Below are 22,464 nucleotides of genomic sequence, written 5' to 3'. Positions count from 1 at the left end.
TTCGCATAATTACGCGAATATCCGTTGCGACACTGTTTCAACACCTACACCCAAGCCAACCGACCTCTTGCACAGGTCAGAAAACAGGGAGCAACCATGACGAACCCAAGAAAGTGGGACCGTGCAGCAATCAAGGATGAGCTACTACGGCAGAATAAGACCCTGACCGGAATAGCCCGCGATGCTGGCATGTATCCCGCAGCTTGCCGTGCCGGAATCATCGGAGCCAGTCGGCCTGGAGCGGAAGCAATTGCCGCTGCCCTTGGCGTTCCGTTCCGCGAGATGTTTCCCGACATGTACACGCGCGGTCGTCATGACGGGGTGGATAGTAGCAGCAACAAGTCTGGCGGCGGAAGGCCAAAACGTCACGCGAACGCTGACGGTGCACAGACTGCTGCCTGACGCTTCCGTCAGCCTTTTTCCATCATCCTGACAATCGAAAGCATCCAACATGATTATTGCTGACATTAATCCGTCGCTCGTGGACGTTTCCGCCGAACACAAGAAGGTGTCGCCAGACGCGTCATTTGCCATTGCCGAAGACTTCAAGGTTCGCGGACAGCGACAGCCAATCGAAGTGATCGAACAGAAGAACGGACGTTACCAGCTGGTTTTCGGTGCAAAGCGCCTTGCAGCTGCCGCCTTGCTTAAGACTACCGTAATCGCGGCAATACGCCAGCCGGACGAATTTGCCGACCAGGCAGAAATTCGTCTGACCGGCATTGCCGAGAACTTCTATCGACACAGCTTGACCGTTCTGGAACGCAGCGTTGATGTTGCCGATTGGTGCGCAATCTGGCGGGCAGCTCACCCCGTAAAGCGCGGGCCTAAAACGCAGCCGCAATCGGAAACCGAATTTAGTACCAACTTGGTACTTAATTCGACCGACGCTGAAATCATGGAACAAGGCGAGGCATTTGCGCTGAGTTTCTCGGAGGCGGCACAACGTTTCCTGAAGATCGGTCGCAATGAAGTTTTCCGCTCAATCAAGATTGCTGGCATTCCGGCCGACCTGCGAGACCGCATGGCGATATTCCTTCCGCTTTGCGACAATCAGCAAGCGCTTCTGTCTATCGCAAACGAACCATATGAGCGTGCATCGGCGATCATTGAGCTGGTGCTTGATGGCAAGGCGCTGACCGTTACTGAAGCCATTATCCAGATCGACGGCACACCGAAGCCGAACGAACCCGCACGTTGGGAAAAGATTGCCGACCGCTTTGCACGGTTGAAGCCGTCCGAACAAGATCATTTCTTTGCGCTGCATGAAGCGGCGGTGCTGCGTTGGTTCGCAGAACGTCAGGCTGCACGTTAATGACCAAGCGCCGCGACCCTCTCACCAAGGACTTGTTCGAGTGGACGCCTCCCCAGGTGGCGATCCGCTACGAAGAAGGCGTGACCGGTCGCGGCTCGCTCGATAACCAGATTGCCCGCTTGGTAGCTCGCGCTCTGCGTGACGCACGTGATGACAACAAGGGCCGGTCGGAAATTGCGGCCTCCATGACGCGCTATCTGGATCGGTCGATCTCCACGACGATGCTGGACAAATGGGCATCCGAGGCGAGCGGTGAACATCGCATCCCGCTCGACGCGTTCATCGCACTTGTCCACGCGACCGACGCCAAGGAACTGCTCGGCTTCGTGCCCGGCATGTTCGGCCTGACGGTTATCGCCAACGAATACGCCGACCTGATCGAAGACAGGTTGCTTGAAGATCACATCGAAGAATTGCAGGCGCGACGGCAGGTGCTGTCAGCCAAGCGAAAGGCTGCACGTCGATGAACGAGATTATCCGTGTCAATCCCGCGCCAGTCGCCGCCATGAAGGAATGGCTGACGGCGAAACAGATTGCAGAAGAAAAATTGCCGGGCATTCCGCATTCGGAAAGTGGCGTAATTCGTCATGCGAAGCGGCACAACTGGAGTTCCTACCCATCACTCTGCCGTGGTCGCGCCGATGTCGGCGGTGGTTTGCAGTATCATTATCGTTTACTGCCTACTCTCCCGCAGATTGCCTATGTCCAGCGCTACATGGTCACGGGCCGTGTCGAGCCACTACCGCAGGCCGAGTCAGAAATCCCCACGACAGTCCCCTTGAGTGACCGCGCCCAACGTGAGCGGGATGCGCGCCTTGCCGTCGTTGCGGCTTTTGAATTGTTCTTGAAGGGCCTTAATCTCAGCGTTCAAGGCGCATTGTTCGTATTCTGCGACCGCTACAACGTTGGCATGATCCAGGTGGACCCATGGGTCAAGGAAACCCTGCCGAGTATTTCTCAGCGTTCAGTTTTCCGTTGGCGCGCGGCGAAAGCAAAAGGCGCGAAAGATGCGCTTGCCGTAGACCGCTCCGAAGCCCGCAAGGGCAAGGGTTTGCTGGAAACCGCCAACAACGGCGATGTCCGCTCCTTTGTTCTCGCCTGGATCGCGGCTAACCCGCATTTGTCGGCTGATATCATCCGTGGCTATTGCGAGGACCATTTTGGTTCGGAATTGACCGATCGCAATGGCGAAATGAAGCCGTTGCCTCCTGTGCGTACGTTTCGACACTTCATCGCTGCGCTGAAAGCCGAGGAGAAGCTCGTCCTGACCAAGATCACGGACCCGGACAAGTTCCGCTCTACCATGAAGCTTTCCGGCACCGGCACCTATCGGCATATTGATGAACCGAACGCGCTCTGGATGATCGACGCATCGCCCGTTGACGCCCTATGCGTGGATGGGCGCTATTCGATGTATGCCTGCATCGACATTGCCACACGCCGTCTCGTCATAACCCTATCGAAGACGCCGCGTGCTTCAGCGGTTGCCCTGCTTATCCGCAAGGCGATCCTGCAGATGGGTGCCGCCGCTGTTATCAAAACGGATAATGGTTCGGATTTCGTGGCAATAGCCACCAAGCGCCTGTTCAGCAATCTCGACATCACCGCCGACATTTCGGACGCATACAGCCCGGAGCAGAAAGGCCATGTCGAGCGCGTAATCAAGACGTTCCAGCATAATGTCTGCCCGCAGCTGCCGGGTTATATCGGGCACTCTGTTGCCGATCGTAAGGCAATCGAAGGCCGGAAAAGCTTCGCACAGCGCCTCGGCGCAGATGAACATGAACTGTTCGAAGTATCGCTTACGGCCGCGCAGCTCCAGCAGCATATCGATGACTGGCTGGAGTTCGTTTACCACGAAAGCGCCCATAGCGGCCTGAAGGGGCGGACACCGAACGAAGTCGCCCAGGCTTCCACAACGCCGATCCGTCGCATCGACGAACGCGCGCTTGATACACTGCTGATGCCGGTTGCCGGTAAGAACGGCCTGCGCAAGATGACCAAACAGGGCATCAAGGACAACGGCCTGCATTACGTTTCCGGCACGATCATGGTTGGTACGGAAGTGTTCTGCCGCCGCGATCCGCTCGATATGGGAAAGATGTATGTATTCTCCGCTGAAGGCGGTGAGTTTCTCGACGTGGCGATCTGCCCAGAGCTGGCGGGCGTCAATCCGCAGGAATACGTCAAGGCGCAGAAGGACATTGCCGCCGATATCGTTCGCCAGCGCGAACGCGAGATCAAGGCAGATATCCGGGAACTGAAAAAGGGTCCATCCGGTATCGAACGCACCCTTCGCCTTGCCAAGCGCAAAGCAGCCGAAAAAGCTGGCCAGACCGCTAACGTCATCCAGTTGCCGAAGCGCGAAGAGCAGCATTCGACACCGGCCATTGCCGCCGCCATCGATGCCGCCACACTTCCGCAGGCAGGTATCCAGCCCAAGCCGCTCAACGAAAAGGCGGCAGAGTTGCATGAAGCGATCAAGCGCGAGGCCGAGGATCGGAAGTCTTCGACGGTTGTCCATCTCGATCCGGATGCGGGTCTAAGCGCCAATGCGCGCCGCTTCAAATGGGCGATGGACCTTGAAACCAAGATCGCCGCTGGTGTCGAACTGGATGCAGACACTGCCGCGCAGCTCGTCCGCTTTCAGGCCACGGCGGCATACCGAACCATCAAGGACACAGCAAAGGATTTTGGACTTGAGCAAGCGCTGAAGATCGCTCGCTAAAAAAATAAAACCCCGTTGGCGCGGGGTTTCGAATGCAATTTCCAAGACAATGAGGAAAAAATGACTGGTAACGAACCGATTGTCAATGGCGGCGATACTGCACCGATCAAGAATGTGGCTGCGTGCCTCAATCTCGTCCGGTCGCTCCAGAACCGCCACCCGCTGCAGCCGAACCTTGGCGTTTTTGCCGGGTTCTCTGGCTATGGCAAGAGCGTGGCCGCGCTCTATGCCATGAACAAGACGGCTGCGGCTTATGTCGAGCCATCCGACACCTGGACGAAAAAGAAGCTGCTCACCGCCATCCTGTCCGAGCTTGGTCAGCCCGACGCGAGAGGCACCTTGTCCGATCTGGAAGATGAGATCATAGGCACTCTGGCCCGTGATCCGAAGCGTCCCCTCATCATTGATGAATCAGACAAACTGGTCGATCGGAACATGATCGAGTTGGTGCGCATGATCGCCAAGAAGAGCAACGTTCCGGTGCTGTTGATCGGTGAAGAGCTGTTCCCGAAAAAACTGGAGCGCGTTGATCGGTTCCGTGACCTCGTGCTGGAATGGGGTTACGCGCAGCCTTGCGACTTGGACGATACGCGCACTCTGGCCAAAACCTTCTGCCGCTCTGTTTCGATTTCGGATGACTTGCTGGATCAGGCGCGCATGGAAGGTGACGGTCGCGTCCGCCGCATCTGCAACACGCTTCATTCCATCGCCAACACCGCCGACGAACTCGGCCTGAAGGAAATCGGCCTCGCGCAATATCAGCAACATGGCGCAGGCTATTTCTGCACCGGCGCCGTTCCCTCCCGCAACCGGAGGGCCGCTTGATGGGCATCGTTCTCAAGGTTACCGCCGTTAAAGGCAAAAGCCCCAAGCGTGGCTTCGATCACTACTGGATGGTCATGATGGACTACGCAGTAGCCGAACGCACCTTTACCGCTCGCGACGTGTTCAATCGTTCAAACGCGCCACAATCGGACATCAACGATTTCATGCGGCGGCTGGCGAAGGCTGGCTTTATCGAGCCTGTCGCTTCTGACCGGGATGCTGCGACGTACAAGGTCGCCATCCGCCAGTCGATGACACCCAAGGTACGCCGCGACGGCACTGTGATCGAAGGCGTCAGCAAACAGAAAGCCATGTGGAACCACATGCGCATGAGTGCAGGTGCGCAAGGTTTCACTGCGCAGGATATTTCCATCTGGGCGTCCACCGATGAAACACGCATCGGCATCGAGGCGGCGAAATCTTACATCAAGTTTCTGGCCAAAGCTGGCTACCTGATTGAGATGCAGAAAGGAAAATCCGGCAATCTCGGTATCTATCGGCTTTCGCCGGACATGAACACCGGACCGCTGCCGCCGATTATCCTGCGAGCCAAGGGCGTCTTTGACCAGAATCGTCATGAGATCGTTGGCCCGGTTGTGACCGAAGAGGTGCAACCATGATCGCCGCCAAGCTCTCCAACATCGACAAGGCACGCACCGCCTGGGGAAATGTCATTCCTGACTGGATCGTCATTCTGGCGGAAGCCTGTGACCATGAAAGTCAGTCGGCGATTTCCCGCAAGGTCGGTTATTCGGCTTCCGCCGTCAGCCAGGTTCTCTCCAACAGCTATCAGAACGGCGATATCGGCCGGGTTGAACAAGCTGTTCGCGGTGCCTTGATGGCTGAGACCGTTGATTGCCCGGTCCTCGGCGATTTGCCACGCAACACCTGTGTGCTCTGGCAGCGCAAGCCTTTCGCAACAACCAACGCCCATCGCATCCGCATGTTTCAGGCATGCCGGAGGGGATGCCCGCACAGCCTTATCAAGGAAGGAGCATAACCATGGATGCCGATCTTTATGCATTGAGTGACACGCTTTTCGCATGGCGTCGGTCGTTCCTGAAGTACGAGACGCAAGGCGTTTTCCTAACTCCGGCTGATGTCCAGAATTTTAACGCAGCGCTCTACGAATGCGGCGCTCTCGCTGTCAAGCGCGAACATGAGATCAGCCGCCACCGCTGGAACGGCATGGGCCGCAGCGATGACCGAACCCGACAAGCCCTGCTGGATCAACTCTACCAGGGCGACACCAACGTCGTCCTCTTCAAACCCAATTTCACCCTACGCGCCGACCGCGCCTGAGCCACCAGAACACAAGGAAACGACAATGACCGAAGCACTTGCAGCCTGCATCCTGGAAGAACAGCCAGAACAGGGCGTCACCATGGTGAATGGCAAACCCTATATGGCTAATGCCAAGGGAGCACTCGTACCGCTCGAACTGGTGAAGCCTGCCGACAAACTTCGTGACGAGACCGTCCGCAAGGTGATGGGGTACGCAAAGGACATCTCGGCGCAAATCAGCCGCTTCCGCAAGCACAGCATGACCGACCTCGACAGCCTGGATGAAGTTCTGGAGCAGGAATACAACGCCCGTCCAGGCGGCGTGAAGGGAAACCGGACCTATCAGACCATTGATGGCCTGAAGATGGTCAAGGTCAGCATCAACGATTTCGAGGTTGCGGGTCCCGAACTTCAGGTCGCGAAAAGCCTCATTGATGAATGCCTAAATGAATGGACGGACGGTGCGCGTGCTGAAATCCGCGCCATCATCACCCGTGCCTTCGACACGGATAAGGAAGGCAAGATCAACCTGAAGGAAATCAAGAAGCTGACCAAGCTCGATATTTCCGATCAACGTTGGAAGGACGCCATGCGCGCCATCGAGGACGCCATCGACGTCCAATATTCCAAACAGTACGTCCGGTTCTACGAGCGCGCTTCTGTTCAGGATGACTGGACAGCTGTCACCGTAGACATCGCCAAAGCGTGAGGTGCGGCAATGTGTGATTGCATCAAAAACGTGGACGAGAAGCTTGCCGAGCGGAATACCCGTCTGACCCAAGCCCTCGTATTCGGCAACCGTGCGGCTCCAACGATCATGCTCCAAACAGAGGTCATCGAGAAGAAGCGCGGTGCCAAGCCTGTCGGCATGTTCCTGTCCTACTGCCCGTTCTGCGGCGAGAAGTATCCGGAAGGCGGTGCAGCATGATCCGCTTTCACTTTCAGGACAACGGTCAGGACTTCCTTTGGTGGGACGTAGAAGACCAGGGCGGCGGCGTTGGCAAAGTTGTCGGCGCAGGCCCGTTTCAGGCGTGGGCTTGGGCCGATGGCAGTCATTTCGTGAACCTCGCACTGCCGCACGGTGTTGGTGACAAACTGGTAACCACGGATGACTTGGTGCGCTCTCAGGAGACTGGTTACAGTCTGACGCTCCACCATCGTGTTGTCCGTGTCGAACACCTTCGTGGGCTGGCAGGTGCAGCATGAGCGCCAGCCAGAAATCCCGCACCCGCCATCAACAAGGTCGTGTATCGGGCATTCTGCTGTCAGGCGTTTGCGTGGTGTTCAGTCCTTCAGGAACGGATTTCTATGCCGTGCCTGAAGGCATCGACGGCCCGACCTTCTGCCGCAACATGGTTGATCGGTATGCACGTCCGTTTGCTCCAGAACATCATGCACCGATGCCCGCACGTTCCGTTTTCTTGCGCACCTTCGCGCCGCTTTATGCGGCGATAGCAGCACTGTTTCGCCGAAAGGTAATTCTGAAATGAGCAACCATTCTCAAAAGACATGGACTGATGATCGCAAACAGGTCGTCGCCGAGCTGCTCCGCGAAGGTCTCTCTGCCGGTCAGATGAGCAAGCGCCTCGGTATCAGCCGCAATGCGATTATCAGCGTCATTCACCGCGACAAGACGCTGAGCGAGATCGGGCTTCGGTCCGGTGTCGGTGGTGCACGAAAGCCGAAGGCGGAATCGTCACCTTATAAATCCGGACGCATGAAAACAGCGGCTCGGTCTCCAGCTCGGTACGTACAATCCGCACCAGTGGTCGTGCCGGTTGCTGAGGCGGAGCCCGTGTTCATTTGCGAGGACGTCGCCGAGATCGAAACGCCGATCGATCCGCTCGGCCTGCCGTTAGCTGACCTAAACCTTCGCCAATGCCGGTTCGCGGTTAACAACGCAGCCAAGGGCGAACAGCATCTGTTTTGCGGCCATCCGGTGAAGATCGGTTCCAGCTTCTGTGAGCATCATCATCGCCGGGTCTTTGTGCGTCCGACGAAGGCAGGTGTGGCATGACTACACCCATCATAAATGCCGTCTGGTTAGAAGAGTTCATCAGCTGGAATTTTGCCACGTTCGGCCCTGGACGGCGCACAGAAGGCACAATCGATCATATCCGAAAGGAACTGATCGAGATCGAGACCAATCCAACTGATCCGAAGGAATGGGCTGACATTGTCCTGTTGGCACTCAACGGCATGGCGCGGCTCGATTTGTCGCCCGAACAGATCATCAAGATCATCATCGCGAAACAGGCATGCAACTTCATTCGCCGGTGGCCGGACTGGAGAAGCGCGGACCCGTTGAAAGCCGTAGAGCATATTCGGGAAGCTGACACCTTCAATCCGTTCGGGTCCGGACCAGTTCCAATCGCGCCGAGGGAGGATTGATATGAAATCCACCGCCGCCATACACGTCGCGAAGAAGCAACTTGATCTTGACGACGATACCTATCGAGCGATCTGCATTCGCATCACCGGCAAGCATTCGTCTGCGGCAATGACCGAAGGCGAGCGCCTGAAGCTGATCGATGAGTTTCGTCGCCAAGGTTTCAAGCCCGCTTCAAAAGGGTCTCGAAAGCGCCTTGAAGGCAAGTTCGCCGGTAAGCTTCAGGCTCTCTGGATTGCTGGTTGGAACCTTGGTGTTTTCGACAATCCCGCTGATGAAGCCCTGCTGGCCTTCGTGAAGCGCCAGACGAAAATCGATCATGTCCGTTTCGTCCATGATTGGGCCGACGCGCGTATCGCGATTGAGAGCATCAAGAAGTGGATTGAACGCGAAGTCGGTCCAGTCTGGCAGGAAGATATGTTCATGCAGGGCTGGAGGCGAACAGACGGCGCGAAGGTTGCCGCTGCGCAATGGAGTGTGCTTTCGCAGCAAGGCAGACTGCCAGAGCCGGGCAGCTTCACCCGATACGTTCGGGCGGTTCTTGGTCTCGATGACCAGTTCGATTTTGAAGAACTGAAGCCGCAGAACTGGCAGCCGGTGATGAACGCGCTTGGCGCAGAAATCAGAAAAGCGGCGCGGCCATGATTTTCACGGTCCGCGCCACATCAGAAACGATATCAATTCGCCGGGAAACTTCCGGGCGGATGGCGCGGCTATTTAATGAAGCCGTAGGATTTAGCGATATTCTTGATGGACGTGCATTGTGCGGTTTTCTCAGACCCTGTCATTGTTTGCATCTGATCTTTTCGGGTCCGCGTCCACAGCCCCAAAGTTCCGGGAAAGCTGGTCACGTCGCTTGGAACATTTTCGGTGACGTACTTTTGTATCTCGTCTTGGTCGTAGCTCAGACCGCAAACATCTTCGGCGGCAAGCACGGTACCAAGATCATTAGCGACTTTCTGTTCATCAAAATTTGCGGCCGAGGCGATCGCGCCACTGCCAAAAAGCACCAAGCCAACCAGTACCAGTCTCATATCAACCCCCTGAAATTTCCTCCAATAAAGCGCGCCTTCCGCGTTTTGGCAATGGTGAGGGCATGATGATGGTTCAGCAATCCGCGCCTCTGGTTAATCTACCTCTGTTCATCGCGCCGGAATTGGCAGAGATCGAGCGGCTCCAGACTGAGCGCAATATCTTGCGTCAACGTATCCACGCGCTCCGGCCGCACTGCCATAAGCGTGTTGAGCTGGAGGCCCGCCTGCGTTTCGTTACCGCGCAGCAACTTGCGCTTTCTGCGGAGATCGGGAGGCAGCATTGAAGGATCATCGTCTTGTGGGAGAGCTGCTCGGTCTGCTTGGTGAGGATGGTCTGATCCGCCTTGCCGAGGAGCATGCAGGTATTCGCCTTTACGTGCCGTCGAATATTGATCGTTCGCAGCTGATCGATACCGTCGGGATCGATATTGCAAACAAGCTCTCACGCCGCTATGGCGGTGACTACATAAGCGTTCCATTAGTGCGCGATCTTCGCGCTCGCCGCTATCGTGACGACGATGGCTTGTCGAATGCACAGATTGCCCGTAAGTTGGGCATCACAGAAAACGGTGTTGAGAAGCTATTCCAACGCTCACCGGTTAAATACCGTACAAGAAAGACTGACGACCGTCAGATCGAAATGTTTCCGTCAGAATAGATACGGGTCGTGCCTTCCTTCTATGGCATGATTAGCAATCGCGTGCCCGCGTAAAACTGTCTTGAACCGGCCAATCAGGGCCACGGCAACAGCCAAAGAGACAGTTTCGCGGAGGGCGTGATGTGACCGACCTTGCATCCCAGATTAATCACACGGTGCTGGCCGCGCTCGCTCCACGTGTCGCTGTCAAAAAGATCGCACAGCAACAATCCATCATTTCATCGTTTGGGCCTTTGCTTCCAGAACTGCTGAAACGGTTTCAGGTGACGAATGCGCTTCGCATCGTTCATTTCCTCGCGCAGCTCGCCCACGAGAGCGATGGCTTTTGCGCGATGGAAGAATACGCCAGCGGAGCCGCATATGAAGGCCGCGCGGATCTCGGCAATACACAGCCCGGTGACGGCAAACGCTTCAAGGGCCGTGGCCCGATCCAGTTGACCGGCCGCGCAAATTATCGCGCCTTCGCAATGTGGATACGGCAGCACCGCTCCGATGCGCCAAACTTCGAGCTGAAGCCCGAACTGGTGGCGACGTGGCCGTGGGCTGCATGGGCTGTCTTTTATTTCTGGTCCACTCGCAACCTCAATGATCTTGCCGACCGCGATGATCTTGTCGCTATCACCAAGCGCGTCAACGGTGGCACGAACGGCTTGAGCGACCGCGCCGCATATCTCGCCAAGGCCAAGGACATTGTTGCGGAGATCAGCGCCGACGCTATCGCCTTCCAGCCGGGTGACACCGTGCTGCGTCGTGGCATGCGGGGTCTCTCCGTTGCCGATCTTCAACGTGGCCTTCGTGCTGCCGGTTTTTACCATCTGTCGATCGACGGGATTTTTGGACCGGGAACCGAGCAAGCCGTGAAGGCATTCCAGCGCGACCATCGTCTGGTTGCCGATGGCTTGGTCGGGTCGAAGACGATGAACAGCCTTCAGCGCTTCATGCCGGAGGACGTGGTATGAGCGAACAGATCAAGGAGCCGGGCTATACCTCCAGCCGTCGCTACCTCTGGGGCAGTTTCTACCTAGCCTGGGCCGTCATCGTCATTCTTGTTGGCGCTGCATCTGTCGGCTCCGAACAAGCCGTCGCCATCGCCCCCATTGTCGTTCCTTCCATGGTCGCCCTGATCGTCGGCGTTCTCGGCGTCCATCGTGGTTTCGGGTCTGTCGATTATTGGGCGCAGGCAAAAACGCTATTCACCGATCGACGGGAGGACAGGCCATGATTGCATGGTTCTCGGCATGGTTCGCCAAGTGGACCTCCCAGATTGTTGTTGCCGCCATCATACTGCTGGCGGCGGCGACCTTGGCTTTCGGTGCTGCTCGTGCGCTCCGCGATACGATCACCGATGCGGTTGCAACCGCCGAGAAAGCCCGTGATGCGGATTGGTCTCGACAGATCGCCGAGGCCAATGAAGCCGCCGCAAAGAACATCATCGAGCAGATGAAAGCCTCCCAGGCCGTGCAGGAAAAAGCGCAAGCCGAAATCAACCGCCTCAACAACAAGGTCTTAGAACTGGAGGATGCCAATGCGGCACTTTCTGACACTCCTGGCAGTGGCATCGATGTCGATCGCTCACGGCTGCTCAACAACCAGTTCCTCGGAGGGAAAGCCAATCCTCCGTACTGAGTTCGTAAGGGGCCAAGTGCCGTCTGAAGCGCGCAAGCCATGCGACCCGCCTGTCACTCTGCCTAATCGCGCGCTGTCGGCGAAAGAGCTGACGCCGCTTTGGGGCAAGGATCGCGCCGCGCTTGCCGCCTGCGAACAACGGCGCGGTGCAGCCATCGCCGCCATCGACGCGGTGCCGGTGCCAGCGGAGCGGCCGAAGTGATGGAAGCGGGCAACAAGGCACATGAACTGGCCGATCTGCGCGCCGAGCAAGAGCGGGACGCGGGAATCGCTGCCGCGTCGGCTGCGTTGATTGGAGACGGATCGGACATCTGCGTCCGCTGCGGCGAAGAGATTGAGCCGGAGCGGCTTGCAGCCCTGCCATCGGCGCGCCGGTGTGTGGACTGTCAGAGCAAACTTGAACGCGAGCAGTCCAGGGGGCGTCGTTAATGCTGGAGAATATCTCACTCGCCCAGATTGGGCAGCTTATCAATTTCTTGCTGGCGGCTGCGGCCTTCCTCGGCGTGGTCAGCGGCTACATCGGCAAGGGCGCGAAAGAGATATCGGCCAAGGTTTCGGATCACGAGCACCGACTGTCGAAGGTCGAGAATGATCTGTCACACATGCCGAACACTGAAACCGTCCATCAGCTCCAGCTCGCGATCACCGAGATCAAGGGCCAGATGGGCATAATGGCAAAGTCGTCGGAGGCGACCGAACGAACGACGCGCCGTGTTGAAGAATTTTTGATGCAGAAAGGACGTTAGGAATGACGGCGGGTTACAAGGATTTTGTCGATCAGAATGTACGCCTCATCATCCTGAAGGCGCTCGCGATGGAGACGAATGCCAGTCTGAACGACAGCCTGCTTGAACGCGAGCTGGAGGTTTTCGGCTACAAACGCACCCGCGAATATCTGCGCAATCAGATGCGCTGGCTTGAAACCGAAGCTGGCGCTGTACGCATCAGTGCCGCAGGCACAGCCCTCATCGCCACATTGACCAGGACAGGCCGCGATCATGTCGAGCGCCGTCTCGTCCTCGAAGGCATCCAGCGACCGGGCGACGTGGAGTGATGAGCCATGACAGAGGATAGGCGTGGCCGTTCCAGGCTCGACAGTCTGGAGTTACTACCGGAAGACGCTCAGGACGATGTTGTCTGGGCAATCAGTCAGCTCAATGAACGCCGCCGCAGTCAGGCGGATATTCTTTTTGAGCTGAATGACCGTCTGGAAGTCAAGGGCATTGGACCGATATCGAAGTCGGCTTTCAATCGTAAAGCCATGCGCTTGTCCCGTCGTGCCTCTCAACTGGAAGAGCGCCGCTACATCTATGCTGGCATCGCAGAGAAGCTCACGCCTGAAGAAATCAGCAAGTCCGATATCGTTCTCGGCGAGTTCCTCAAAACGCTCATCGATGAGCTGCTTGACGGCGACGGCCTCAATTCCAAAAACGCCATGGAACTGGCACGTGCCTATAAGGAAACCGTGGTTGCGCAGCGCCATTCTGCCGAGCATCGCCGCAAGGCCGAACAGGAAGCCAGTGCCAAGCTGGCGAAAGCGGTTGGTGACGCGACCGACGCTGTCGAGAAAGCAGGCCGCAAGGTGGATGGCGAAGAAATCCTGCGCATGATCCGTGAAGCTTATGGGACATCATGATGACACAGCCTTTGCTTTACGGCTATCAGCGCCGCTGGCTCACGGACAAAAGCCGTTTCAAGATCGGCAAATTTGCCCGACAAACCGGCAAGACGTTCACCACGACACTGGAATGTGTTGATGACAGTTTTGAGCATGCCGTAAAGAGCCAGCGTACACGGTGGGTGATATTGAGCCGTGGTGAACGTCAAGCCCGCGAAGCCATGTTGGAAGGAATATATCCTCACGCCAAGGCTTACGGCATGGCATTTGACGCCAGCGAGTTTGATTGGCAGGGCGACACCGGCAGCTACAAGGCGCTGGAAGTGACATTACCGCACGGCACCCGTATTACAGCTCTTCCGGCAAATCCCGATACGGCACGCGGCTTTTCTGCCAACGTATTTCTCGATGAGTTCGCATTCCACAAAGATAGTAATGCGATCTGGAAGGCGCTCTTTCCAGTAATCTCGGCAAACTGGAAGCTGCGCGTCACATCGACACCGAATGGCAAGAGCGGGAAATTCTTCGAACTGGACACCGCCAACGACGATACCTGGTCACGGCATGTTGTCGATATCTATCAGGCGGTCAGGGACGGCTTGCCTCGCAACATCGAGGAACTCCGCGCCGGTATTGCCGACGAAGATGCCTGGGCGCAGGAATATGAACTGCAGTATCTCGATGAGGCGAGCGCCTGGCTATCGTACGAACTGATCTCGTCGGTCGAAGATGACGATGCAGGAAGCCCGGAAGGATATCAGGGCAACGCCTGTTATGTCGGGCGCGATATTGGCCGACGCAATGACCTTCATGTGATCTGGGTATGGGAAGAGATCGGCGACGTTCTGTGGTGTCGTGAGATCATCGAGCAGAAGCGCGCCACCTTTGCCGACATGGATGCTGCCTTTGATGACGTGATGATGCGTTATCGTGTGGCGCGGGCCTGCATCGACCAGACCGGCATGGGCGAAAAAGTCGTCGAGGACGCACAGCGCCGCTACGGTCGTCGTGTTGAAGGCGTCCTGTTTAGCACCGGCAGCAAGCTGATCATGGCGAATGGCGGCAAGGAACGTTTCGAGGACCGCACCGTTCGCATACCGATGGGCAATGTTCCGCTTCGGTCCGACCTGCACAAACTGCGCAAGGTCACTTCTCCGACCGGCGCGCCGCGATTCGTTGCCGAGCGAGACGATGATCACGCCGACCGTACGTGGGCTGCGTTCCTTGGCATACATGCCGCCAGTACGCCGCATATGGAATACGGGTATGAAACACGTCGCAACGTGCCGTCCGATGGTCGCAGCCGATCCGATGATCGCGAGCGTTCGATTAATCCAGAATTGAGAGGTTCGCTCTAATGGCACAGTTGGTCGATCAGTATGGCAATCCGCTGAAGCGGCAGGAAATCACCAGACCCTATGCGGGGCCGACAACCGGCGGCGTTCGTCCCGTCATTTCAGGTCATCCGGCCGAGGGGCTTAACCCGCGTCGTCTTTCCGCCATTCATCGCGCAGCTGCTGAAGGTGATCCGCTCTCCTATCTGGAGCTTGCAGAGGACATCGAGGAGCGCGACCTTCATTATTTCGGGGTGATGTCGACCCGCAAGCGTTCCGTGGCGCAGCTCCCGATTACAGTGAAGCCTGCCAGTGACGCGGCCGATCACAAGAAGCACGCCGAGTTCGTCCAGTCGTGGATCAACGATGACGTGCTGCGGGCATGTCTCTTCGATATGCTCGACGCGATCGGCAAGGGATTCTCCGTTATGGAGATCGATTGGCAAACCCGGCTTAGCCGGTGGGAGCCGCGCGAGATTACATACCGGCCGCAGCGTTGGTTTACATTTGCCCGCGCAGACGGTGAAACTGTTGTGCTTCGCGATGATCCGGCAGAAGAACCGTTACCGGCTCACAAGTTTATCATCCATCGACATCCGTCGAAGTCTGGCCTGACAATCCGTTCCGGTATTGCCCGCGTGGCATCCTGGGCGTGGATGTACAAAAGCTTCACACTCAAGGACTGGGCGATCTTCGTCCAGAATTTCGGCATGCCGATCCGTATCGGCCGCTACGAAGGTGACGCCAAGGAAGAGGACAAGGATGTCCTGTGGCGCGCAGTGACGCAGATCGCTGGCGATATGGCTGCGATCATGCCCGACAGCATGAAAATCGAGTTTCAGGAAGTGGCCGCGAAAGGCACTTCAATCGACCTTTACGAACGTCGGGCCGACTGGATGGACCGGCAGGTGTCGAAAGCCGTTCTTGGTCAGACGACCACGACCGACGCTGTCGGCGGGGGACATGCGGTTGCTCGCGAGCATCGCCTCGTCCAGGAGGATATCGAGCGCGCCGATGCAATGATGATCACCGCGACCATCATTCGCCAGCTTATTCCAAACCTGATCTCCATGAACTTCGGCCCGCAGGATCATTATCCGATCGTGCGTATCGGGCGTCCGGACGAAGTGATGTTGAAGGAGTTTGCCGAAGCCTTCGACAAGTTCGCCAAACATGGTCTCACGGTTGGCGCATCCTATATCCGCGAACGCCTCGGCGCTCCGGCTCCCGTTGAAGGAGAAGAAGTTATCGGCGGGCGCCAGCCTTCCATCATGGATCGCCTGTTTGAATCGGAAGGGCGCGCGCCTGAACTCAATTCGGTTCGCAAGATGCTACATGCCCGCGAAAAGCAATCGCCTACTGAAGACATTGTCGGGAAGCTGACTGACCGGCTTCAGGACGATGCGGCCGGGGCGCTTGCGGGCCTTGCCGAAGAAATCCGCACGGTGCTGATGTCGGCGGAAACGATTGCCGACGCGGCCGACCGGCTTGCCCGGATGAAACTTTCACCGGATGAGCTGTCACAAGCCATGGCACGCGGAATGGCTTTGGCGCATCTCGCCGGACAGGCCGCTTTGATCGATGACATTGCCGGACGCAAATAAACCGCCACAGACGCGCACTAGCTTCCTTTGTGAAGCGATCCCGCAAAAAATCGGGAATGCGCGTCTATGGCCTTCAAATGGCCTTCAAATTTGATGGTTCGGGAGCTTCCACGATGACAGATACGATATCGGCGCTCGATCTGCCCTTTGATGAAGCGATCCGCTTCTTATCCGGCAAGGCCAACGTCAAGACGCAAGTCTGGACCGATGTTTATGCTGCTGCTCATTCGAGAGCTTTCATGGTTGCCGGAGCTGCCACGGATGCGCTGCTCGATGACTTCCGACGCGAGATCCAACGAGCGCTTGAAGAAGGCACCACAATCGAGGAGTTCCGCCAGTCATTCGACGCAATCGTCGAAAAGCATGGTTGGGACTATCGCGGCAAACGGAACTGGCGCACCCGCATCATCTTCGATACCAATCTGCGCACGGCCTATGCAGCCGGTCGCTATGCCAAGCTCACCGAACCTGAAACGCTCGAAGCGTTTCCCTACTGGCAATATAACCATTCCGGTTCGCTTCATCCCCGCAAAGAGCATTTGTCCTGGGACGGCATGGTGCTTCGTGCCGACGACACATTCTGGCGCACCAACTATCCACCGAACGGCTGGCGCTGCGGTTGTTTCGTAACGCCGGTTTCTGATGGCGGCCTGCGCCGTCAGGGAAAGTCCGCTCCCGATCATTCACCCGATCTCGTATTCCGTGCAGAGGAAGTCGGCGGGCGCACGGTTCGCGTTCCCCAGGGCGTCGATCCGGGGTTTGAATATAATCCCGGTATGAGCTGGCTTGATGGTGCTGCGGAATGACCGGCGTTTCTCTTGAAGTCGAGATTTCTGACAAGGCCGTCCAACAGGCTTTCACCAGGCTGATTACCGTGATGGGCGACACAACGCCAATCATGAGCGCAATCGGCTCCAGTTTGGTTGGCTCGACACACCGTCGGTTCGTTTCGCAGAAGTCGCCAGATGGCGTTGCGTGGGAGAAGCTCAATCCGGAATACAAGAAAACCAAGCGCAATAGCCGTATTCTGACGGAAAGCGGCCGTCTTCGCGACAGCATCAATCATCGTGCAGGCCGTGACCAGGTGACGGTCGGAACCAACGCGGACTATGCCGCCGTTCACCAGCTCGGCGCGACCATCAAGCCGAAAAGTGCTTCACATCTTGTTTTTCGTCTGGCATCTGGCATTGTGCTGGCAAAGTCGGTTACGATACCGGCGCGTCCTTATCTCGGTATTTCCGACGATGACCAGGTCATGATTTCCGAGACCGTTTTCAGCGCACTTCAACGCCGTATTTAACGCCTCTTAATGGGTGCCCGCCGTCGCGGGCATGATAAGCTTTTGCTGGACGTGGTTTTCTCACGTCCATGAAAAAGCGTCTGACCTCCCTTATGATGAATCTTCCGGCCGTCGATGACGTGACGGTGACCGCTGTGCCGGAATGGGTACACCTCATGCCCGCTGGCACGTTCAGCGGGGCAGACGGTCGCGGTCCTTACGTTGCCGGTGATCTCCAGCAGATCGTTGCGCAGTTCCGCAATACTGGCCGCAAGCTTCCGATCGACATCAATCATTCCACAGACAAGCTTGGAACGCAGGGTTTTGAAAGCCCGGCACTTGGCTGGATCGTGGACATGGAAGCCCGTGAAGATGGCATCTGGGGCAAGGTTGAATGGAACGCTCGCGGCAATGCGGCCGTCAGCGGCCGCGAATATGGCTACCTGTCGCCAGCGCTCTTCGTGACCGAAGGCAAGCCGCACCGTGTCCTTGAGATCGGCCGGGCCTCGCTCACCAACGATCCGAACCTCAAGCTCAATTCCCTCCATACAGCCAACCTAACCGGAGAACCGGACATGGAAGAAGAACTGCGGAAGGCTCTTGGCCTTCCAGAAGACGCCGACGCGGCTGCGATCCTCGCCGCCGTCACGGAAAAGACCTTGCATTCGGCAACGCTTGCGAAGGTCGTGGAAACTGCCGGTGTCAATATTGATGCCTCCGGCGACCAGATCGTCACCTCGCTTCAGTCCCGCCAGTCGGGCGACGATGCCGAGAAAGTTGAGTTGCGCAAGACGGTCACGGAGCTTCAATCGAAGGTCACCACCCTGACTAATGGTGCAGCACGCGACAAGGCGGAGGCGGTTGTCAATCGCGCTGTCGAAGATGGCAAAGTGGTCCCGGCGCTCCGCGAGCATTTCATCAGCCGTCACATGAAGAATGCGCAGGAAGTCGAGGACGAGATCAAGCTTCTCCCGTCGCTGCATTCGGCCACGCTTCGCAATTACAAACCGCAGGAAAGTGGCGATCCCGCGCTGTCTCCCGAAGATCAGCAGATTTGCGAACTGATGGGCATTGATCCCGCCGAGTTCGCAAAGACCAAGAAGTCTCACAAGGAGTTGTTCTGATGGCCGCTACTCGCGATCTCGAAATCCCGAGCCGCGACGGTACCCGGTTCGGCTATCCGGTCAAGGCGGGCATCCGCTTTTTCGGACGGGCTATCGTCGCCGTCACCGCTGCCGGTCTGGCAGTTCCCGCAGCCCATGCCGATGCTGTTGCGATCGTTGGGCTGGCAGAATTTCACATCGACAACCGCGACGGCGCTGACGGCGATCTGAGCGTTACTGCGATCCGCGACACGCGCGGCTTCGAATTTGAGGCCGCTTTCGCCGACATCGGCAAGCCGGTCTACGCCACCGATGATGCAACTCTCACGCTCGACGCTACGGGCGGCAAGCTGAAGGTCGGCACCATTGCCGGTCTCGGTGACGGCCGCACGTGGGTTTCTGTCGGCGCATAAGGAAAAACGACCCATGGATATAACTCCATCCACAATGCGCGGCCTCTATACGGCCATTTCGACAGCGTTCAACGCGCAGCTTGGTTCCACGACGACGCATTATCAGACCGTCGCCATGACCGTTCCGTCGACCACGGCGGCAAACGAATATCCGCGTATGGACGATCTGCCAGGGATTCGTGAATGGATCGGTGACCGTATCGTTCATGACCTGTCGATGCAGACCTACACGATCCGCAACAAGGAATTTGAAGGCACGATCGGCGTTCGCATCTCCCAGGTGGAAGACGATCAGCTGGGCTTCCTCTCATCCATGGCGGCGCAGCTCGGCCAGAATGCCGCACAGTTCCCAGATCAGCTGGTTTTCCCGCTCCTGAAGAACGGCGAAACGACCAAGTGCTATGATGGACAGAACTTTTTCGACACTGACCATCCCGGCTACGATGAAGACGGCAAGGAAACTTCGGTCTCCAACTTCGCTGCCGGTTCGTCTCCGGCTTGGTATCTGGTCGATGACAGTCAGGTCATCAAGCCGATCATCTACCAGAGCCGCAAGAGCTTCCAGCTCATCCGCAAGGATCAGGCGACCGACGATACAGTCTTCTTCGGCGGCAAGGCGGTTTATGGCGTCGATGGTCGCTGCAATGCTGGTTATGGCCTCTGGCAGCTGATCTACAAGTCCAAGCTGCCGTTGAGTGCCGAGAACTACGCCGCTGCCCGTGCCGCGATGACTTCCATCCGCAAACGCAACGGCGAAGTGATCTCCATCAATCCGCGCAAGTTGCTCGTTCCGTCCACGCTGGAAGGTGCCGCCCGCAAGCTGCTGCTCAACGAGCTGGCCGCGAACGGTGAGAGCAACGAATGGAAGGGCACGGCCGAGCCGGTCGTTATCCCGCTGCTGGCCTGATCCAGCGTCACAAGAGTTCCGCCCGCACCGACAGCGGGCGGCGCATACCGGACTAACCCTGTCACTGCACTTGAACCCGGAGTTTTACCATGAGGAAAGTGGGTCTGTTTTTCGGCAGCATGTTCGCGATTGTGGCGGCTTTTGCCCTCACATCGATCGCACCAGCATCGGCTGTCGATATCCCCGCCTATGAAAAAATCCTCTCCAATCCTGTTGAATTCTACCTTGGCCATAACGAAGCGCTCGTGCCCGCCTCGGCACTGGTGGCGACCGTCAGCCAGGACATGGGCCTTGAACCCGCATCCGGTCTCCTCTTCGTCGCGATGCTTCGCCCGACAGACGTTTCCATCCTCGCCAAGTCGAGAAGCATGGATGTGCGCCTGCCACTCCCGGTTCCTCGAACGCTCATCGAATAGTTGATCGAGAAGAACTGAAAAGCACTCCCGCCATAACGGGCGGGAGGGTTTCTCAAAAGGGTCTCAAGACCCCTTTGAAAAGCCCTGAAACAACGGAGCAAGAACATGGCAAAAGCTGCAAAGCCCACCGACGACACCAAGAAAGTGCCCGCTGCCGAGCCAGTAGGTGGCCCCCTGCCGAACACTCCCGACAACACCGGCCAGAACGGCGGTGCCGTCCAGGGCGATGCAACGACAACCAATAACTCCCCGGCGACTGCGACCAATGACGGGACCGACAATCCGGTCGGTCCCGTCAGCGACCAGACTGTGGTGGCTTCGGAGATCGAAGTCGATGAGATTGTCGCTGCATCCGTCCAGACCGCGAAGGACGCAGGCTTTGATTTCATCGCAGCTGCGGTCGAACGCTATGCCGCCAAGCACGGCAAATTTGGATGCAACGGCATTCGTATCACGGCAAAGGTCGAAGGCATTCGCCGTGGCGGTCGTCGCCATAATGGCACGAATGAATATCCGATCGATAAGTTTGAGCCTTTCCAGCTCAACCAGATTTTGGGCGATCCCGATCTGGTCGCTGAGCTGATCGAGCTGGACGACTAATACCGGGCCGCCGCTGAAACAGGCCATGACCCGGAAGCCGTCGCGGCAAGCGGCTTCCACCTTAAATTGGAGAATGGCTCTTGTACGCCACAGTCGCAAATATGATCGAGCGTTTCGGCAACACGGAAATGGTCCGGCTCTCCATGCCGGAAGACCGTGAAACCGAAACCCTTGATCCAGCCAAGATCGAAGTTGCCCTGGCTGACGCCACGGCACTGATCGACGGCTATCTGCGCGGCCGTTACAAGGTGCCGCTTGCGGAAGTTCCGAAGGATATTGTGCGCGCTGCATGCGTTCTCGCCCGTTATGATCTCGCAAAGGGCGAGCGTACCGAGCCGACCGAACAAATGCGCCTTGAACGTAAGGAAGTCATTACCTGGCTGGAAAATATCGCCAAGGGCCTGATCTCCATCGAGGCCGCATCGGCTGGAAACTTTGGAAAGTCAAACGGTCCGCGCTTTTCCGGCCGTCCCGCCATGTTCTCCGATGAATCGCTGAAGGGCTGGTGAGATGGCTGAACCTGAACTCACCAAAGCGCCGATCAGGGTTATGGAAGCCGCCATCATCGCGCGGCTGCGCCTCGCATTCCCGGAAAAGAAATTCCAGATCGGACGCGTTCCCGCCGTTCTGACCGTTAAGGAATTTGAACGCATCCTCCGCCTCAAGCCGTTTATCGGTCTCGCATGGATGGGCCTTCAGCCGGACCGTGACAACGGGCGATTGCTGTCGGGTGCTGCCAATTGGCGGCTTGTCCTGGTCGTGAAGGCGTCGAACAGTCTCGATGCCCGCTTCAAGGGCGACAAATTCGATATCGGCCTTGACGCCATGATCGACGTGTCGAGCGTCCTTTTGAGCGGCTGCACCTTGCCAGAGATTGGCACCTCCACGGTCACTCGCGCCGAAGCCGTCTATGCGGACGGATGGGCCGACGACGCCACCGTTCTTGCCCAGGTCGATTTCGATGTGCGTTTCACATCGCCGCTTTCCGCCTTCCAGATCAAGTCTGCCGACGATCTCAAGTCGCTTGGGATCACATGGATCACGAATGATGCGGAAGAACCTGTCATCACCGAAACCATCAACCCCGAGGAAAGCCATGCTTGAGAAAAAGCTGAAGCTCGCACCCGGCCGCACCGTGCCCATGGAAGATGGCCGCGACTGGCCTGAAGGCGGCGCGACGGTTCCCGTCACTCTTTATATACGCCGCCGCATCGCTGACGGCGATCTGGTCGAAGTTGGCGTCAAGGCCCCGGCTGCGCCAGTGCCGACCGGCACCGACAGCAACGCCAACGACGATACGGCCGGCAAAGCCCGGAACGGAGGTAAATAAT

The 22,464-nt window shown here is 57.5% G+C and carries 38 protein-coding genes; 37 read left to right on the top strand and 1 reads right to left on the bottom strand.

The features are described 5' to 3' along the window. Window positions 1-96: 96 nt before the first annotated feature. From AVM02_RS18040 to AVM02_RS17970, 15 genes are read left to right on the top strand one after another with little or no spacing between them, the layout of a single operon-like run. A complete protein-coding gene (locus AVM02_RS18040; protein ID WP_411508285.1) occupies window positions 97-402 on the top strand; it encodes a helix-turn-helix domain-containing protein in 306 nt (101 codons plus the stop codon). A gap of 49 nt (window positions 403-451) precedes the next feature. Then, complete coding sequence (locus tag AVM02_RS18035; RefSeq protein WP_411508284.1) at window positions 452-1,315, top strand: ParB N-terminal domain-containing protein; 864 nt, start codon at window positions 452-454, stop codon at window positions 1,313-1,315. Next, window positions 1,315-1,782, top strand: coding sequence for a hypothetical protein (locus tag AVM02_RS18030; RefSeq protein ID WP_043062128.1), 468 nt, complete (start codon window positions 1,315-1,317; stop codon window positions 1,780-1,782). The genes AVM02_RS18035 and AVM02_RS18030 overlap by 1 nt, the downstream gene beginning before the upstream one ends. Next, window positions 1,779-4,043: a DDE-type integrase/transposase/recombinase gene (locus tag AVM02_RS18025; protein WP_411508283.1), complete on the top strand. Its 2,265-nt coding sequence runs from the start codon at window positions 1,779-1,781 to the stop codon at window positions 4,041-4,043. Before AVM02_RS18030 ends, AVM02_RS18025 begins: the two co-directional genes overlap by 4 nt. Window positions 4,044-4,103: 60 nt before the next feature. Then, entirely contained in the window at window positions 4,104-4,868 is a 765-nt protein-coding gene (locus AVM02_RS18020; RefSeq protein WP_331664916.1) for an ATP-binding protein, read from the top strand. Beyond that, window positions 4,865-5,488 carry a hypothetical protein gene (locus AVM02_RS18015; protein ID WP_411508282.1) on the top strand — a complete coding sequence of 208 codons (624 nt, stop codon included), beginning with the start codon at window positions 4,865-4,867 and terminating at the stop codon, window positions 5,486-5,488. The genes AVM02_RS18020 and AVM02_RS18015 overlap by 4 nt, the downstream gene beginning before the upstream one ends. Then, window positions 5,485-5,868 (top strand): transcriptional regulator, encoded by a 384-nt coding sequence (locus AVM02_RS18010; protein ID WP_411508281.1) that lies wholly within the window; start codon window positions 5,485-5,487, stop codon window positions 5,866-5,868. Before AVM02_RS18015 ends, AVM02_RS18010 begins: the two co-directional genes overlap by 4 nt. Window positions 5,869-5,870: 2 nt before the next feature. Then, window positions 5,871-6,170 carry a hypothetical protein gene (locus AVM02_RS18005; protein WP_331664505.1) on the top strand — a complete coding sequence of 100 codons (300 nt, stop codon included), beginning with the start codon at window positions 5,871-5,873 and terminating at the stop codon, window positions 6,168-6,170. A gap of 25 nt (window positions 6,171-6,195) precedes the next feature. Next, complete coding sequence (locus AVM02_RS18000; RefSeq protein WP_278555323.1) at window positions 6,196-6,861, top strand: DUF3164 family protein; 666 nt, start codon at window positions 6,196-6,198, stop codon at window positions 6,859-6,861. A 9-nt stretch (window positions 6,862-6,870) separates the two neighbouring features. After that, window positions 6,871-7,080, top strand: coding sequence for a hypothetical protein (locus tag AVM02_RS17995; RefSeq protein ID WP_331664504.1), 210 nt, complete (start codon window positions 6,871-6,873; stop codon window positions 7,078-7,080). Next, window positions 7,077-7,358: a hypothetical protein gene (locus tag AVM02_RS17990; RefSeq protein ID WP_411508280.1), complete on the top strand. Its 282-nt coding sequence runs from the start codon at window positions 7,077-7,079 to the stop codon at window positions 7,356-7,358. Before AVM02_RS17995 ends, AVM02_RS17990 begins: the two co-directional genes overlap by 4 nt. Then, complete coding sequence (locus tag AVM02_RS17985) at window positions 7,355-7,642, top strand: hypothetical protein (protein ID WP_411508279.1); 288 nt, start codon at window positions 7,355-7,357, stop codon at window positions 7,640-7,642. The genes AVM02_RS17990 and AVM02_RS17985 overlap by 4 nt, the downstream gene beginning before the upstream one ends. After that, the gene (locus tag AVM02_RS17980; protein WP_411508278.1) at window positions 7,639-8,169 is read left to right on the top strand and encodes a GcrA family cell cycle regulator; all 531 of its coding nucleotides are present in this window, start codon (window positions 7,639-7,641) and stop codon (window positions 8,167-8,169) included. Before AVM02_RS17985 ends, AVM02_RS17980 begins: the two co-directional genes overlap by 4 nt. Next, on the top strand, window positions 8,166-8,543 hold the full coding sequence (locus AVM02_RS17975) for a dATP/dGTP pyrophosphohydrolase domain-containing protein (protein WP_094543374.1): 378 nt from the start codon (window positions 8,166-8,168) through the stop codon (window positions 8,541-8,543). The genes AVM02_RS17980 and AVM02_RS17975 overlap by 4 nt, the downstream gene beginning before the upstream one ends. A 1-nt stretch (window position 8,544) precedes the next feature. After that, the gene (locus AVM02_RS17970; RefSeq protein ID WP_411508277.1) at window positions 8,545-9,186 is read left to right on the top strand and encodes a phage protein GemA/Gp16 family protein; all 642 of its coding nucleotides are present in this window, start codon (window positions 8,545-8,547) and stop codon (window positions 9,184-9,186) included. Window positions 9,187-9,254: 68 nt separating this feature from the next. Here the strand turns inward: AVM02_RS17970 and AVM02_RS17965 are convergent, their stop codons facing one another. Continuing rightward, window positions 9,255-9,575: a signal recognition particle gene (locus AVM02_RS17965; RefSeq protein WP_411508276.1), complete on the bottom strand. Its 321-nt coding sequence runs from the start codon at window positions 9,573-9,575 to the stop codon at window positions 9,255-9,257. 62 nt (window positions 9,576-9,637) lie between these two features. Between AVM02_RS17965 and AVM02_RS17960 the strand changes: the two genes are divergently transcribed. From AVM02_RS17960 to AVM02_RS17855, 22 genes are all read left to right on the top strand, one after another. Continuing rightward, complete coding sequence (locus tag AVM02_RS17960) at window positions 9,638-9,859, top strand: hypothetical protein (protein WP_278436438.1); 222 nt, start codon at window positions 9,638-9,640, stop codon at window positions 9,857-9,859. Beyond that, complete coding sequence (locus tag AVM02_RS17955) at window positions 9,856-10,233, top strand: hypothetical protein (RefSeq protein WP_411508275.1); 378 nt, start codon at window positions 9,856-9,858, stop codon at window positions 10,231-10,233. Before AVM02_RS17960 ends, AVM02_RS17955 begins: the two co-directional genes overlap by 4 nt. A gap of 122 nt (window positions 10,234-10,355) precedes the next feature. Continuing rightward, on the top strand, window positions 10,356-11,192 hold the full coding sequence (locus AVM02_RS17950; RefSeq protein ID WP_411508274.1) for a peptidoglycan-binding protein: 837 nt from the start codon (window positions 10,356-10,358) through the stop codon (window positions 11,190-11,192). Then, the gene (locus AVM02_RS17945) at window positions 11,189-11,455 is read left to right on the top strand and encodes an NAD(P)+ transhydrogenase beta chain (protein WP_151663334.1); all 267 of its coding nucleotides are present in this window, start codon (window positions 11,189-11,191) and stop codon (window positions 11,453-11,455) included. Before AVM02_RS17950 ends, AVM02_RS17945 begins: the two co-directional genes overlap by 4 nt. Then, complete coding sequence (locus AVM02_RS17940) at window positions 11,452-11,859, top strand: hypothetical protein (protein ID WP_279722338.1); 408 nt, start codon at window positions 11,452-11,454, stop codon at window positions 11,857-11,859. The genes AVM02_RS17945 and AVM02_RS17940 overlap by 4 nt, the downstream gene beginning before the upstream one ends. 16 nt (window positions 11,860-11,875) lie before the next feature. Next, window positions 11,876-12,061, top strand: a complete 186-nt coding sequence (locus AVM02_RS17935) for a hypothetical protein (protein ID WP_411508273.1) — start codon at window positions 11,876-11,878, stop codon at window positions 12,059-12,061. Further along, window positions 12,061-12,288 carry a TraR/DksA C4-type zinc finger protein gene (locus AVM02_RS17930; RefSeq protein WP_076773857.1) on the top strand — a complete coding sequence of 76 codons (228 nt, stop codon included), beginning with the start codon at window positions 12,061-12,063 and terminating at the stop codon, window positions 12,286-12,288. The genes AVM02_RS17935 and AVM02_RS17930 overlap by 1 nt, the downstream gene beginning before the upstream one ends. Next, on the top strand, window positions 12,288-12,605 hold the full coding sequence (locus AVM02_RS17925; protein ID WP_083699691.1) for a DUF2730 family protein: 318 nt from the start codon (window positions 12,288-12,290) through the stop codon (window positions 12,603-12,605). Before AVM02_RS17930 ends, AVM02_RS17925 begins: the two co-directional genes overlap by 1 nt. A 2-nt stretch (window positions 12,606-12,607) precedes the next feature. Next, window positions 12,608-12,913: a hypothetical protein gene (locus AVM02_RS17920; RefSeq protein WP_094543349.1), complete on the top strand. Its 306-nt coding sequence runs from the start codon at window positions 12,608-12,610 to the stop codon at window positions 12,911-12,913. Between the two features lie 6 nt (window positions 12,914-12,919). Continuing rightward, window positions 12,920-13,495 (top strand): phage protein Gp27 family protein, encoded by a 576-nt coding sequence (locus tag AVM02_RS17915; protein ID WP_154144372.1) that lies wholly within the window; start codon window positions 12,920-12,922, stop codon window positions 13,493-13,495. After that, window positions 13,492-14,835, top strand: coding sequence for a terminase large subunit domain-containing protein (locus AVM02_RS17910; RefSeq protein ID WP_411508272.1), 1,344 nt, complete (start codon window positions 13,492-13,494; stop codon window positions 14,833-14,835). The genes AVM02_RS17915 and AVM02_RS17910 overlap by 4 nt, the downstream gene beginning before the upstream one ends. After that, on the top strand, window positions 14,835-16,415 hold the full coding sequence (locus AVM02_RS17905; RefSeq protein WP_411508271.1) for a DUF935 domain-containing protein: 1,581 nt from the start codon (window positions 14,835-14,837) through the stop codon (window positions 16,413-16,415). The genes AVM02_RS17910 and AVM02_RS17905 overlap by 1 nt, the downstream gene beginning before the upstream one ends. Window positions 16,416-16,528: 113 nt before the next feature. Further along, window positions 16,529-17,221 carry a phage minor head protein gene (locus AVM02_RS17900; protein WP_151663341.1) on the top strand — a complete coding sequence of 231 codons (693 nt, stop codon included), beginning with the start codon at window positions 16,529-16,531 and terminating at the stop codon, window positions 17,219-17,221. Then, window positions 17,218-17,715, top strand: a complete 498-nt coding sequence (locus tag AVM02_RS17895) for a phage virion morphogenesis protein (protein ID WP_411508270.1) — start codon at window positions 17,218-17,220, stop codon at window positions 17,713-17,715. Before AVM02_RS17900 ends, AVM02_RS17895 begins: the two co-directional genes overlap by 4 nt. 92 nt (window positions 17,716-17,807) lie before the next feature. Beyond that, window positions 17,808-18,818: a phage protease gene (locus tag AVM02_RS17890; protein WP_411508269.1), complete on the top strand. Its 1,011-nt coding sequence runs from the start codon at window positions 17,808-17,810 to the stop codon at window positions 18,816-18,818. Further along, window positions 18,818-19,210, top strand: a complete 393-nt coding sequence (locus tag AVM02_RS17885; RefSeq protein WP_411508268.1) for a hypothetical protein — start codon at window positions 18,818-18,820, stop codon at window positions 19,208-19,210. The genes AVM02_RS17890 and AVM02_RS17885 overlap by 1 nt, the downstream gene beginning before the upstream one ends. Window positions 19,211-19,223: 13 nt before the next feature. After that, a complete protein-coding gene (locus tag AVM02_RS17880; RefSeq protein ID WP_411508267.1) occupies window positions 19,224-20,117 on the top strand; it encodes a Mu-like prophage major head subunit gpT family protein in 894 nt (297 codons plus the stop codon). Between the two features lie 89 nt (window positions 20,118-20,206). Further along, window positions 20,207-20,533: a hypothetical protein gene (locus tag AVM02_RS17875; protein ID WP_411508266.1), complete on the top strand. Its 327-nt coding sequence runs from the start codon at window positions 20,207-20,209 to the stop codon at window positions 20,531-20,533. A gap of 105 nt (window positions 20,534-20,638) precedes the next feature. Continuing rightward, the gene (locus AVM02_RS17870; protein ID WP_411508265.1) at window positions 20,639-21,133 is read left to right on the top strand and encodes a hypothetical protein; all 495 of its coding nucleotides are present in this window, start codon (window positions 20,639-20,641) and stop codon (window positions 21,131-21,133) included. A gap of 80 nt (window positions 21,134-21,213) precedes the next feature. After that, on the top strand, window positions 21,214-21,642 hold the full coding sequence (locus AVM02_RS17865) for a gp436 family protein (protein WP_411508264.1): 429 nt from the start codon (window positions 21,214-21,216) through the stop codon (window positions 21,640-21,642). A 1-nt stretch (window position 21,643) separates the two neighbouring features. Beyond that, window positions 21,644-22,237: a hypothetical protein gene (locus tag AVM02_RS17860; protein ID WP_411508263.1), complete on the top strand. Its 594-nt coding sequence runs from the start codon at window positions 21,644-21,646 to the stop codon at window positions 22,235-22,237. Further along, the gene (locus AVM02_RS17855) at window positions 22,230-22,463 is read left to right on the top strand and encodes a DUF2635 domain-containing protein (RefSeq protein ID WP_094543816.1); all 234 of its coding nucleotides are present in this window, start codon (window positions 22,230-22,232) and stop codon (window positions 22,461-22,463) included. Before AVM02_RS17860 ends, AVM02_RS17855 begins: the two co-directional genes overlap by 8 nt. Window position 22,464: the final 1 nt, after the last annotated feature.

Source organism: Brucella anthropi, from assembly GCF_046630315.1.
Lineage (GTDB): Bacteria > Pseudomonadota > Alphaproteobacteria > Rhizobiales > Rhizobiaceae > Brucella > Brucella anthropi_A.
The sequence above is the reverse complement of the archived record's forward strand: the minus strand, read 5'-3'. Positions and strand labels throughout refer to the sequence as shown.